10 protein-coding genes are annotated in these 13,738 nt (G+C 46.2%); 4 read left to right on the forward strand and 6 right to left on the reverse strand.

Annotated elements, in window-relative coordinates; all coding sequences use genetic code 11:
* Both R7044_RS06680 and hemN read left to right on the forward strand, forming a co-directional pair.
* A complete protein-coding gene (locus tag R7044_RS06680) occupies nt 1-489 on the forward strand; it encodes a DUF2489 domain-containing protein (protein WP_054579549.1) in 489 nt (162 codons plus the stop codon).
* 184 nt (nt 490-673) lie between these two features.
* A complete protein-coding gene (gene hemN, locus R7044_RS06685) occupies nt 674-2,065 on the forward strand; it encodes an oxygen-independent coproporphyrinogen III oxidase (RefSeq protein WP_025768296.1) in 1,392 nt (463 codons plus the stop codon).
* A gap of 69 nt (nt 2,066-2,134) precedes the next feature.
* On the opposite strand, the gene add is transcribed toward hemN, so the two are convergent.
* The 6 genes from add to glnA all read right to left on the reverse strand — a co-directional run bounded on the left by add (nt 2,135) and on the right by glnA (nt 10,761).
* Nucleotides 2,135-3,139, reverse strand: coding sequence for an adenosine deaminase (add, locus tag R7044_RS06690; protein ID WP_005382965.1), 1,005 nt, complete (start codon nt 3,137-3,139; stop codon nt 2,135-2,137).
* A 146-nt stretch (nt 3,140-3,285) separates the two neighbouring features.
* Entirely contained in the window at nt 3,286-5,832 is a 2,547-nt protein-coding gene (locus tag R7044_RS06695; protein ID WP_054579550.1) for an EAL domain-containing protein, read from the reverse strand.
* 102 nt (nt 5,833-5,934) lie between these two features.
* Nucleotides 5,935-7,338: a nitrogen regulation protein NR(I) gene (gene glnG, locus R7044_RS06700; RefSeq protein ID WP_017821941.1), complete on the reverse strand. Its 1,404-nt coding sequence runs from the start codon at nt 7,336-7,338 to the stop codon at nt 5,935-5,937.
* A gap of 57 nt (nt 7,339-7,395) precedes the next feature.
* Entirely contained in the window at nt 7,396-8,442 is a 1,047-nt protein-coding gene (gene glnL / locus R7044_RS06705) for a nitrogen regulation protein NR(II) (RefSeq protein WP_017821940.1), read from the reverse strand.
* Between the two features lie 132 nt (nt 8,443-8,574).
* Nucleotides 8,575-9,156 (reverse strand): DUF4124 domain-containing protein, encoded by a 582-nt coding sequence (locus R7044_RS06710; RefSeq protein ID WP_225455424.1) that lies wholly within the window; start codon nt 9,154-9,156, stop codon nt 8,575-8,577.
* A gap of 195 nt (nt 9,157-9,351) precedes the next feature.
* On the reverse strand, nt 9,352-10,761 hold the full coding sequence (gene glnA, locus R7044_RS06715) for a glutamate--ammonia ligase (RefSeq protein WP_005379275.1): 1,410 nt from the start codon (nt 10,759-10,761) through the stop codon (nt 9,352-9,354).
* A gap of 530 nt (nt 10,762-11,291) precedes the next feature.
* On the opposite strand from glnA, the gene typA reads away from it, so the two are divergent.
* Together typA and R7044_RS06725 are read left to right on the forward strand one after the other, a co-directional pair.
* Nucleotides 11,292-13,121, forward strand: coding sequence for a translational GTPase TypA (typA, locus tag R7044_RS06720; protein ID WP_005379276.1), 1,830 nt, complete (start codon nt 11,292-11,294; stop codon nt 13,119-13,121).
* Between the two features lie 72 nt (nt 13,122-13,193).
* Complete coding sequence (locus R7044_RS06725) at nt 13,194-13,736, forward strand: AAA family ATPase (RefSeq protein ID WP_033905906.1); 543 nt, start codon at nt 13,194-13,196, stop codon at nt 13,734-13,736.
* Nucleotides 13,737-13,738: the final 2 nt, after the last annotated feature.

Consider the following 13,738-nt stretch of genomic DNA (forward strand, 5'->3'; position numbering starts at 1 on the left):
ATGAATGTAACCTTATTAGCTATTGCTGGTGTTGTGATTATCATCGCACTCGCTTCTTATGCAGGTTACCTTCTGCTTCAATTGAAAAAGCAAAAGGAATTGCAGCTGAAGCATCAAAAATTGGCGATAGACAAACGTAACGCCAACATTTTTGAGAATGTGCATACCTTGTGTCAGGCGGGCATTCAAGGCCAGTGCGATTTATCTGAAATCAGTATCCGTGTGTATAACATCATGGATTATGTACAAGGTGAAGACCGCGTTGATTTCGATAAAACGTACCCTGCGATTTCTGAGCTTTACCACATCGTGAAAGATATGGCGCGTGGCGAAGAACGCCAAAAACTTGCCAAGAAAGAGCGTATGCAACAGAACTTGACGCGTCATAAAGCGGAAAGCCGCCTCACTGATGCGATTATTGAGGAGCTCAAAGTGTTGCAGAAAAACGTCCAGCCACTGAATAATCAAATCAATATTCAGATGATTTAAGCGCGACCTCCAATAGTCTCCTTATGGCTAATGGGGGTATCGTGATCACGCTAGCACTTCTTTAGTTTTATACTTAAAAAGCCAGTCGGCGTTGCCACGCTTGTCATCGTCGTATGGCAAAATAGCGGCTCTGAATATCGGGTGACGGCTTTCGTTGCCCTAGCATTTAACGGAAAGTACCACCATGTCGAATCAACACACTGAATCGAAACAGCAAATCGTCTGGGATCAAGCGGTATTGGATAAGTACAACTATTCCGGGCCTCGTTATACGTCGTACCCAACGGCGCTGGAGTTTCATGAAGCGTTCACCATTTCTGATTATGATATGGCATGCACTCAATACCCAGAACGCCCATTATCGCTGTACGTACACATTCCGTTCTGTCACAAGCTTTGTTACTACTGTGGATGTAATAAAGTCATTACGCGCCACTCGCACAAAGCGGATGAATACCTCGACGTGCTTGAACACGAAATTCGTCAACGTGCTGCATTACTTGTGGGTCGCACCGTGACGCAATTGCATTTTGGTGGTGGTACACCGACGTTTCTCTCTGAAAAGCAAATCACGCGTGTAATGAGCCTGCTACGCCAAGAGTTTACTTTTAGTAGCGATGCTGAAATCAGTATCGAGGTTGACCCGCGTGAAATCGAGCTGACCATGCTGGATCATCTGCGTAGTGAAGGCTTCAATCGCTTGAGCATCGGTGTGCAGGACTTCAACAAAGAAGTGCAAAAACTGGTGAATCGTGAGCAAGATGAAGAGTTCATCGTTGCGATGGTTGCGCGCGCAAAAGAGTTAGGCTTTCGTTCGACGAACCTAGATTTGATTTACGGTTTACCGAAGCAGACCAAAGAATCTTTTGCCAAGACTCTAGAACAAGTGCTAGAGATGCAGCCGGGCCGTCTATCCGTGTTTAACTACGCGCACATGCCACAGCTATTTGCAGCGCAGCGTAAGATTAAAGACGAAGACCTGCCAAAAGCAGAGGAGAAGATGGCGATTCTGCAAGACACCATCGCGACACTGACTGGTGCTGGCTACCAATTTATCGGTATGGACCACTTTGCTTTGCCGGACGATGAACTTGCTGTTGCCCAGCGCGAAGGTATTTTGCATCGCAATTTCCAAGGCTACACCACACAAGGTGAATGTGACTTGGTTGGCTTTGGTGTTTCTGCAATCTCGATGATCGGCGATGCGTACGCGCAAAACCAGAAAGAGCTGAAGAAATACTACGCTCAAGTCAACGAACTTCGTCACGCTCTATGGAAAGGGGTCTCGCTGGACTCTGATGATTTGCTCCGTCGCGAAGTGATTAAGCAGCTGATTTGTAACTTCAAGTTAGACAAGAAAGCCATTGAGTCTGAGTTTAAAGTGAGGTTTGAACAGTACTTTAAAGAAGATTTGCAGCTACTTCAGACCTTTATTAACGATGAGCTGGTGGAAGTGGATGATAATGAAATTCGTGTGACGCTGCGAGGTCGTTTGTTGATCCGTAATATTTGTATGAGCTTCGATAAATACCTACGAGCAAAGGCACGTCAGCAACAGTTCTCTCGTGTTATTTAATCAGAGATACAGATTCAAGATATAAAAAATGCCAGCAGATGCTGGCATTTTTTTATGTTTTCGCTGGATTTAAGCGCGATCTTTTACTTTTTCTCTCAGTTCCGATTTTTCTGCTTCTGAAAGGAACGCAATCTCAAGGCCATTGATTTGCGCTTGGCGAATCTGGTCTTGGCTCAGGCCAGCGGCTGGTGCCGCTACTTCGTATTCGTATGGCAGTTCGATGCCTTCAACCGCTGGATCGTCAGTGTTCAAACACGCAAGAACGCCATGCTCTAGGAACTGCTTGAGAGGGTGGTTTTCTAGCGTTTCTACCGTACTTGTTTGGTAGTTTGACGTCAGGCAAGATTCAATACCAATGCGGTTTTCTGCTAGGTAATCCATCAGTTTTGGATCGTGAATCGCTTTTACGCCGTGACCGATACGAGTTGCGCCCAGCTCATTGATTGCTTGCCACATGCTCTCTGCACCTGCTGCTTCACCAGCATGGACCGTTACCCCAAGGCCAGCATCGCGTACTTGCTTGAAGTGAGACACAAAGCGATCACCCGGTTGGCCTAGCTCGTCACCCGCAAGGTCAACGGCAACGATGTGATCTTTCTGGCTCAGAATGCCGTCCAGTTCTTGTTGACATGCGTCAGTACCAAATGTACGACTCATGATACCGATCAGGTTGGCTTTCACGCCAAAATCGCGCATACCCGCTTGCACACCGTCCACGACGGCTTCAACAACCCCCGCTACTGGTAGTTTGTGTTTCATCGCCATGTAGTAAGGAGAGAAACGCAGCTCTGCGTAATCGATTTGTGCGTTTAGCGCGTCTTCTACGTTTTCGTACGCGACACGACGACACGCATCTAGATCGCCCAGTACAGCAACACCCCAGTCGAGCTTAGAAAGGAAAGCAACAAGAGAGGGTTCCGCTTCGACAATTTGAACGTGAGGAGTGAGAGACTCAATATCGTACGCTGGTAGGGCAATGCCAAACTTTTGGCCTAGCTCAAGAATCGTTTTAGTACGAATGTTACCGTCGAGGTGACGGTGCAAATCAGTAAGAGGAAGGTTCTTCGTTATCATTTTGTCGATCCGATAGTTATGAACTGGAACAGGGCCCAAACATCATCTGTGACAATACATGGGTAAGATTTGCAGTTAAGTATAAATAACAGTTGGGTAGATTGTCAGTAGAGGATGACTAGGAAATCAACGATTCTCGCTCTTTTCTACTTCATGTTCACCAAATGTGTTGGCCATTCTTCTAGTGGCATAGGGCGGCTGTAGTAGAAGCCTTGCACCTGATTACAGCCTAAAGAGCGCAGTAATTGTGCTTGATTGCTATCCTCGACACCTTCCGCGACGACATTAGTTTTGAGACCTGCTGTGATATTGATGACGGCAGCGACGACTGAACTGTTTAAGTTTTCTTGTGTGAGTTGATTGATGAAGGTGCGATCAATCTTCAAGCAGGTAAACGGCAGAGAGTGGAGGTAACCCAGTGATGAGTAGCCGGTGCCAAAGTCATCTATCGCGATACCAATACCCATTTCACGCAGTTTAGTCATATTTTCTAGTGTGGTCGGTGCGCTATCAATGATACGTGATTCTGTGATCTCTAGTGTGAGGTTACTTGCTGGTAATTTCGTGATATCCAATACGCTTATCACCGTATCAACAAAACTTGGGCAAGATAGTTGATTAACGGAGATATTCACATGCAGTTGGAAGTCCGACGGCCACTGTTTGCTTTCGATCGCTTGGTAAGTGTCGCGACAAGCTTGTAACAGAATCTGTTGGCCGATGGCTTTGATCATGCCGCTTTCTTCCGCGATTGGGATAAAATCTAATGGTGACACCATACCTGAGTCGCTATGCCAACGCGCAAGTGCTTCGGCGCCACACACTGTGCCACTGACGAGATCCACAATCGGTTGGTAATGAGGAATAAACTCTCGGTTTTCAATGCCAGTTTGGATCTTGGTCAGCATTTGCGTACGAAACTTTGAAGCGCTCGCTAGTTCTGGGCTGTAGTGACAAACACCAGTCAGTGAGTCTTGTTTAGCGTAACTTAATGCGATGCTGGCGTTGCGTAACCATAAAGGCATGGTTTCGTTTGGCTGGGTTTGTACAATACCAAGTGAAATCTTCATCACTACATTCTCGCCTTCCACCATAAATGGGGTGGAAAAGAGTTGCTGTAATCGACGCTCGGTTTGTTTAATTTTGGTTTCAGTGTCGACATTTGAGAGAAACACCGCGAACTCATCACCACCAATCCGAGCCAATAATGCGTTGTCACGAAACTGCTGTTTTAGCCTTTCAGCGATGCTGACCAACAACTGGTCGCCGTTGTGATGACCCACACTGTCGTTGATATCTCTAAATTTGTTGATACCAAGTAAAAATAAACTGCCGTGACAAAGATGAGACTGATTTTCACAGATTTCGACCAAACCCTGACGGCTATATAAGCGTGTTAGAGAGTCATAAACTAACTGTTCACGCAATGCTTTGAATGAAGCTCTTAGATTGTTCGCCATTTCATTAAAAGCATGAACCAGTACGGTTGTCTCATACACATAACCAGGCTTTGGCATGCCGCTATCCCAATCCCCATTTGCCAGGTGCTGAGCGGCGGCGGCCGTCGCGTTAATTGGTCTGGTAACTCGGTTGAAAATGATCCAACTGATGGCGATCCCAAATAGGCTTACAATAATGCCAACGAGCCAACTCTCTTGCTGGCTTTTTGGTAACAGGCCGAGAAGCTCGGACTCCGAAATGGAGGTGCCAATAAACCATGTTAAGCCATCTTGGTCTCGATACGGGGTTAGCCGACTGAAAATACGTTGTCCATCATGTTCAAATGAAAAAGTATAAGGTTGCTTGGTGTTGTTGAGATCGAAAGACCGGACGCGGCTCGCACTGATTTTGATGATCGGGTCTGCGTTTTCAGCGGCAAGCAAACGCTGCCCTTTATCCGAAAATTTTGTGCCCCATGAGATGACGCTTCCCGGGCCTGAGTGAGCGATTAAACGATGATCTGGGTCCATGATGTAGACCGACGCTTTAGTGTTGTATTTTAACTCGCGCAGGAATTCGTTGAATGTATTGATACGAATGTCTGTCACCAAAACACCAGCAAATTGGTCGTGTTTGTACACCGGCGTCATGGCTGATAGCGTAATATCCTGGCGTTCATCAGCGTTGGTATAAATTTCAGACCAAGTGGCGTTTTGGCTCTCTGCAACGGGCTTATACCATGGGCGAGTGCGAGGATCGTATTGGGAGATAACCGTTCGAATGTTGTTACTCACATGGTTGGTTCCATAAATAACCAGATCACCATCGGTGTGGCGATCTTGCACCATTAAGGTGTAATCGTCGGAAAGTTCGCGGCGAAAGCCTGCAAAGTCGCCGTTTTCTGAACCAAATGCGATTACATCCAACTGCGGTATCGATTGGTAAAGATTTTTGAATGCACTTAGCAGGTAGTTTTGAATGTCTGAGGTATCGTGAGGGCGATAAAGGTTGTGATAGCTGACGTTGTGCGCGAGAGCCATAACCGCAGTAAAAGGCTTACGTAGATAGCTATTGAGGTGGTCGTGGACACTTTCGGTTAACACGGAAAGTTGCTTGTCACTGATATCCGTGACCACTTCTTCGTAACTTTGTTTTTGGACGTAGACAATGACACCGATCGCCAGTAAGAAGATCATGACAAATGGAATCAGAACAGCAGTACGCAGTGTAATTTGAGTCGTAGCAGTAGACATCGCCTAATCACATAGATGGTGGTGCGCCACAATTGTACTGATGTTTTTATTAATATCGAGTGACAAACGACGCTCGTTGTTAACGCACCACGTAAGTGATTGTCAGTACAATTCTTTTAATTTTCTGGTGAGTGTATTTCGCCCCCAGCCTAATACTTTAGCGGCATCTTGCTTATGACCTTTAGTGTGCTCTAAGGCTGCTTCTAATAAAATGCGTTCAAATTCTGGTAAAGCGTAAGAAAGTAGTTCTTTATCTCCTGCTGCGAGTGAATGCCGTGCCCAATCCGCCAATTGTTCTTGCCAACTACCATGTGCAGAGTCTGAAATGGATTTTTTCTCTTCGAGTAGTTCGCTTGGCAAGTCATTTGGTAACACTTCGCTACCACTGGCCATAACGGTTAACCAACGGCAAATATTCTCTAATTGACGAACGTTGCCAGGCCAATCAAGGCGGTTAAGAATCTCCACGGTCGATGGGTGGAGAGTTTTTGTTTCCACACCAAGCTCATCAGCCGCACGGATAAGAAAATGCTGTGTAAGCTTTTCAATGTCTTGCTTACGCTCACGCAGTGCCGGGATCTGCACGCGAATCACGTTTAAGCGATGAAAGAGGTCCTCACGGAAGTCACCTTCTTGCACCAGCTTTTCTAAGTTCTGGTGTGTTGCCGCGACAATTCGTACATCGACACTGATCGGAGAGTGACCGCCCACTCGATAAAACTGCCCGTCAGCTAGAACGCGTAGCAAACGAGTTTGAATGTCCAATGGCATGTCGCCGATTTCGTCTAAAAATAGAGTGCCGCCATTGGCTTGTTCGAATCGTCCTTGACGAACATTGTTTGCCCCCGTAAACGCGCCTTTTTCGTGGCCAAACAGTTCTGATTCAATCAAGTCTTTGGGAATTGCCGCCATATTGAGCGCAATGAAAGGTTTGTTAGCACGTGGACTGTGACGGTGCAGTGCATGAGCAACGAGTTCTTTACCCGTGCCCGATTCACCGTTAATCAAGACTGAAATAGAGGAGCGAGAAAGACGACCAATGGCGCGAAACACCTCTTGCATCGCTGGTGCTTCACCGATAATTTCAGGCGTTTCTGCTGGAATGTCTTCTGGAGAGAGCTGCTCGCGTTTGTTTTCGTGGCTGTGTGCAATGGCTCGTTCAACCAGAGTTAAAGTTTCATCAATATCAAAAGGTTTTGGTAAATATTCAAAAGCACCTTTTTGGTACGCATTCACTGCCGCATCTAAATCTGAATGCGCGGTCATGATAATCACGGGAAGGTCTGGGTAATCGCGCTGTACTTGCTTTAGTAGCTCCAACCCATCAATACCTGGCATGCGAATGTCTGATACTAGAACATCCGGCACTTCGCGTTCGAGCGCCATTAACACGCTTTCTCCATCGGCATAGGTTTCACATTTGATGTTGGCAGAGGAGAGTGTTTTCTCCATTACCCAGCGAATTGAACTGTCGTCATCAACGACCCAAACATATCCTTTACTCATGTAGTAATCCTTGCAGCAAACCGAAAAACTGACGCGACTTGAAGTCCATTAGCGCACTCAGATCGGCAGATAAATAGTAAATGTTGTGTGACCAGGCCAGCTTTCTACGTCTATTTTTCCATTGTGCTGGTCGATCAAATTTTGCGAAATAGATAGCCCTAATCCAGTTCCTCCCTCGCGGCCACTGACCATGGGATAGAACAGCGTGTCTTGTAGTTCCGGTGGAATACCTGGGCCGTTGTCTGTGATTTCGACACGAGCAGCGAGTTTACAGCGTTTGCCGTGAATATTGGCTTGATGCACCGTTCTGGTGCGAATGGTTATTTTCCCGTGCTCTTGATGGCTAAGAATTTGTGCGGCGTTGCTGACGATATTAAGCATTGCCTGCTCGATTTGGTCTGTATCCATCAAAATCTCTGGCAAGCTTGGGTCATAATCTCGTTCAATGATGATTGAGCGTTGTGACTCTAATTCAACCAGTTGGCGAACCTTTTCAAGAATTTGGTGCAGATTCTCTTGTGTCTTCTTACCTGGCTTTTGCGGTCCTAGTAATCGATCCACGAGCGCCCTTAAACGGTCTGCTTGCTCAATGATGATGTGTGTATATTCGGTGAGAGAGGGCTCTGGCAGCATTTTTTCTAGCAATTGCGCCGCACCGCGTAAGCCGCCAAGCGGATTTTTAATCTCATGTGCAAGCCCTCGGACTAACAGCTTCGCTGCTTGTTGTTGGGCGTGTTGGTTCAGTTCTTGAGAGAGTCGGCGCTGCTGATCAATTTTGCGCATCTCGACCAGAAGCATCAACTGCTTTTGCCAAGTGATAGGGCTAACCGTCACCTCTAGCATTAAAGGGCGGCCATCAACAACGAAAGTGACGTCACTGTCGGTGATGCTTTGGCCACTTTGCAACGGTTGAGTGAGCAGCGCGAGATCCAGCGACGCATGCTGAATCAATTGAGAAAGTGATTGTTCAATAATTCGTTTGGCGCTTTGAGAAAACAGCAATTCGGCAGCCGGATTGGCATAACGGATGGCCAATCCATCATCAAGAATCAGCGTTGCTGTCACCATATTGTTGAGAATGGCACTAGGAAGACTGGTATCCACATTACGTCCTTGTTTTGCTTTAAGATTGTGCGATGCACAATAATGGTGCAATTGAACGTTAAGTATGGCGAATAAATCTTAGAAGAAAAAGTGAAAAGCATCGCTGTGATGTAATTTTTTTCACCAGATATTCTATTTTGCCCCTTTTACGGTCGGCTTAACACTTGCTCTATGTAAATGCACCGTTATAGGGCTAGTAGATGCAATAAGCTTGCCGCTTCTTTTCGCGTGCACAGCAAGTGTGTGAGTGCCTCGGTCAATATTGTTTAACTGCCACACTATATGGTTTTGTGGTGCACCATAAGGTTTTCCATCGAGTAACAATTGCAATTGCTCACCGATACCAAGCTTGCGATTGGTTTCTAATTGAATATTGATGATGCCTCGATTGCTGCGGATGGTCTCGTTGTGCTTGGGAGTCAGCATCGAGAGTTGTAATAGAAGAGGCTTCTCGGTTGTTTTCTCTGGCTTGTTTTGTGATGCAGTAGATGGCGTAGTCTGAGGTGCGAGCGATTCAGTACTTTCTACCTCAGGAGCTGGTGCGCTGGCTTCAAGGTTTGGCAGTGCGATCGCTTTTGCTCCTTTGTTTGGCGTATCACTAAAGTGAACCACGCCATTTTCATCTACCCACGTATACGCGACCTGCGCGAAGGCGATAGAGGCGATTAACAATCCGCTGAGTGCACACAGTGATGGAATAAGCTGAACTTTCATTGCTCACCTTCTCTTGTTCGATGATTTCACGTTTCAATGGCTTAGCTCTTTGACCTGTAAGGAAAAATTCTAAGCGTATTTTTATTATCCTCTTATGTTAAACGTCGAAGCTTGACTGGCGAATACAAAAAAGGCCCGCCTGCGAGGCGAGCCTAATATTTTATTGCTGTGTTTACATTTTACACAGTGTCGACCTTACACAGAGTAGTAAAGTTCGAACTCAACAGGGTGAGTTGTCATGTTCACACGCTCTACGTCCTGAGACTTAAGGTCGATGTATGAATCGATGAAGTCGTCAGAGAATACGCCGCCCGCTGTTAAGAACTCACGATCAGCATCTAGCTCTGCTAGTGCGTCTTTTAGTGAGTATGCAACAGTTGGGATTTCTGCTGCTTCTTCAGCTGGAAGATCGTAAAGGTCTTTATCCATCGCTTCGCCTGGGTGGATCTTATTCTTGATACCGTCAAGACCAGCCATAAGCATTGCTGCGAAACATAGGTATGGGTTCGCCGCTGGGTCACCGAAACGAACTTCGATACGACGTGCTTTCGGGCTTGGTACCACTGGGATACGGATTGAAGCAGAGCGGTTACGCGCTGAGTAAGCTAGCATTACTGGTGCTTCGAAGCCTGGTACAAGACGTTTGTACGAGTTTGTTGATGGGTTAGCGAATGCGTTGATTGCACGAGCGTGTTTGATGATACCACCGATGTAGTAAAGCGCCATTTCAGATAGACCGCCGTACTTGTCACCAGCAAATAGGTTTACGCCATCTTTTGCTAGAGACTGGTGAACGTGCATACCGCTGCCGTTGTCGCCAACAAGTGGTTTAGGCATAAACGTCGCTGTTTTACCAAACGCGTGAGCAACGTTGTGTACAACGTACTTGTAGATTTGGATTTCGTCAGCTTTGGTTGTTAGCGTGTTGAAACGAGTTGCGATTTCGTTTTGACCCGCCGTTGCCACTTCGTGGTGGTGCGCTTCAACAACAAGACCCATTTCTTCCATTACTAGACACATAGCAGAACGGATGTCTTGAGATGAATCTACTGGAGCTACTGGGAAGTAACCACCTTTAACGCCTGGACGGTGACCTTTGTTACCTTCTTCGTAGTCAGAACCTGTGTTCCATGCCGCTTCTACGTCGTCGATTTTGAAGAAAGAGCCTGACATGTCTGTCGAGAACTTCACGTCATCAAATAGGAAGAATTCTGGTTCAGGACCGATAAGTACAGTATCTGCAACACCTGTAGAACGCATGAAGTCTTCAGCGCGTTTTGCGATAGAGCGTGGGTCACGGTCGTAGCCTTGCATTGTTGCAGGCTCTAAGATGTCACAACGGATATTTAGTGTTGCGTCTTCCGTGAATGGGTCAAGCACAGCAGAAGATGCGTCAGGCATCATTACCATGTCTGATTCGTTGATACCTTTCCAGCCAGCAACTGATGAACCATCGAACATTTTACCTTCTTCGAAGAAGTCTGCGTCGATTTGGTGAGCAGGGATCGAAATGTGCTGCTCTTTACCTTTTGTATCAGTGAAGCGTAGGTCAACAAACTTAACTTCGTTTTCTTGGATCAGCGATAGAACGTTTTCTACTGACATCTTGGATAACCTCCAGTGTTAATAAGCGGTAAAAGCTCGATTTATGAATTATTCATGAAACCTGGCATTGATTAATCAATTTGACTTTTCATTAATCGATGCTGTTTTAACTAAAGCCAAAACCGTGCCAAAAAAAATATTCCATTAATTTCAAGCAATTGTGTTTTTGAATGCTAGTTTGGTGCACTTGCTTGCACCAAAATGATCTTTGCTTGCACTATTATGGTGCTAAAAATCATTGTTGCACCATAATGTGACAGGTACATTGCGTATTCAGCCCAGTTTTTGAGCAAGAGTCAATTTGAATTATGCATCGATTAGAATAAAGTTGCGTTTAATCAATTCGTTCTGAGGAAGAAAATGGGCATTAAGCGTAAAAATCGCAGAAATGCTCGGGAGTAGATCACATATTTCTAGGCTTTTTGCTAAAATCTGGTACATTATGGCCGTTTTTTTAATCAGCAAATGTCGCCAGAGAGCACCCGTTCTCAGCGTGGGGGCATTTCATCTATCTAAGTGAATCAATATCCATGGCTACTCCACAGATTGATAAATTAAGAAATATCGCGATCATCGCGCACGTTGACCACGGTAAAACCACGTTGGTTGACAAGCTGCTACAACAATCAGGCACGCTTGAGTCTCGCGGTGAAGCTGAAGAGCGAGTCATGGACTCGAACGACATCGAGAAAGAGCGCGGTATTACCATTCTTGCTAAAAACACAGCAATCGACTGGAACGATTACCGTATCAACATCGTAGATACTCCGGGACACGCGGACTTCGGTGGTGAAGTTGAGCGTATCATGTCGATGGTAGACTCTGTACTACTTATCGTTGACGCAGTTGATGGTCCAATGCCTCAAACGCGTTTCGTAACACAAAAAGCGTTTGCTCACGGTTTAAAACCAATCGTTGTAATCAACAAGATTGACCGCCCTGGTGCACGTCCTGATTGGGTTATGGACCAAGTGTTCGACCTGTTCGACAACTTAGGTGCAACTGATGACCAGCTAGACTTTAAAGTAGTTTACGCATCTGCACTTAACGGTTGGGCTTCTCTAGAAGAAGGCGAAACTGGCGAGAACATGGAACCACTATTCCAAACTATCGTTGATGTTGTTGACGCGCCAAATGTTGACCTTGATGGTCCACTACAGATGCAAGTTTCTCAGCTAGACTACAGCTCTTACGTTGGTGTTATCGGCGTGGCTCGCGTAACTCGTGGTAGCGTTAAACCAAACCAGCAGGTAACCATTATTGGTGCTGACGGTAAAACTCGCAACGGTAAAGTGGGTACAGTAATGGGCTACCTTGGCCTAGAGCGTCACGAAGTGGAACAAGCTAACGCGGGTGATATCATCGCAATCACTGGTCTTGGCGAGCTGAAAATTTCTGACACTATCTGTGCACAAAACGCAGTAGAAGCATTACCACCATTGTCTGTTGATGAACCAACAGTAACGATGACGTTCCAAGTAAACACGTCTCCATTCGCGGGTAAAGAAGGTAAGTTCGTAACGTCACGTAACATCCTTGAGCGTCTTGAGAAGGAATTGGTACACAACGTTGCACTACGCGTTGAGCAAACAGACGATCCAGATAAATTCCGCGTATCAGGTCGTGGTGAACTTCACCTTTCTATCCTGATCGAAAACATGCGTCGTGAAGGCTTTGAGCTAGCAGTATCTCGTCCAGAAGTAATCATCAAAGAAGAAGATGGTCAGTTGATGGAACCGTTCGAGACTGTAACGATCGACGTAATGGAAGAGCATCAAGGCGGCATCATGGAGAACATCGGCCTACGTAAAGGTGAGCTGAAAGACATGTCTCCAGACGGTAAAGGTCGTGTGCGTATGGACTTCGTTATGCCATCACGTGGTCTGATCGGTTTTCAAACGGAATTCATGACACTGACTTCAGGTTCAGGTCTTCTTTACCATACGTTTGATCACTACGGCCCTCACAAAGGCGGTAACATCGGTCAACGTGTAAACGGTGTACTAATCGCGAACGCGATGGGTAAAGCGCTAACTAACGCACTGTTCAACCTTCAAGAGCGTGGTCGTCTATTTATCGGTCACGGTGTTGAAGTTTACGAAGGTATGGTTATCGGTATTCACAGCCGTGACAACGACCTAACGGTAAACGCACTGAAAGGTAAGCAGCTAACCAACGTTCGTGCATCTGGTACCGATGACGCACAGGTTCTTACTCCGCCAATCAAGATGACTCTTGAGCAAGCACTAGAATTCATCGATGACGACGAGCTAGTAGAAGTAACGCCTGAAAGCATCCGTATCCGTAAGAAGTTCCTAACGGAAAGCGACCGTAAGCGTGCTTCTCGTGGCGCGAAATAATTTTCGTTAAGCGATTCAATTAAGAAGAAGCCTCGAGTTATGCTCGGGGCTTTTTGTTTTCTGGAGTTGAATATGAACCCGATTATTATCACCGGTGGGCCTGGTGCGGGAAAAACAACATTGCTGAATGCGCTAGACGCGTGTGGTTACGCCACGTTTCCTGAAGGGTCTCGCGACTTGATTGAGCAGCAAAGCCAGTTAGAAAATGGTATTTTGCCGTGGACGAATTTACCTGGGTTTGCCAAGTTATGCCTTGGGTTGATGGACAAACAAAAGAGTGATGCGCGTTGTCATGATGTTGCGTTTGTTGATCGCGCCATCCCCGACATCATTGCATACCTACAAGTGGGCGGCTGTAAGGTTGACCAAGCTTTCTTAACCGAAAGCGCTGGGTACCATAGTCAGGTGTTTACTTGTCGACCTGAAGCATCCATTTACGTACAAGATGAAGTGCGTCCGCACAGCTTTGAAGAAGCATTGGAGATTCATCAGTCGTTAGTGAGTGTCTATACTGAGTTGGGTTATGAAGTGGTAGAAGTGCCATGGGGAACTGTACCAGAGAGGGTAGGCTTTGTTCGAAGTGTCATCGGTTTACTCGGTGAGGTCGCCGACTAAAA

This window comes from Vibrio sp. 1402 (genome assembly GCF_033340275.1).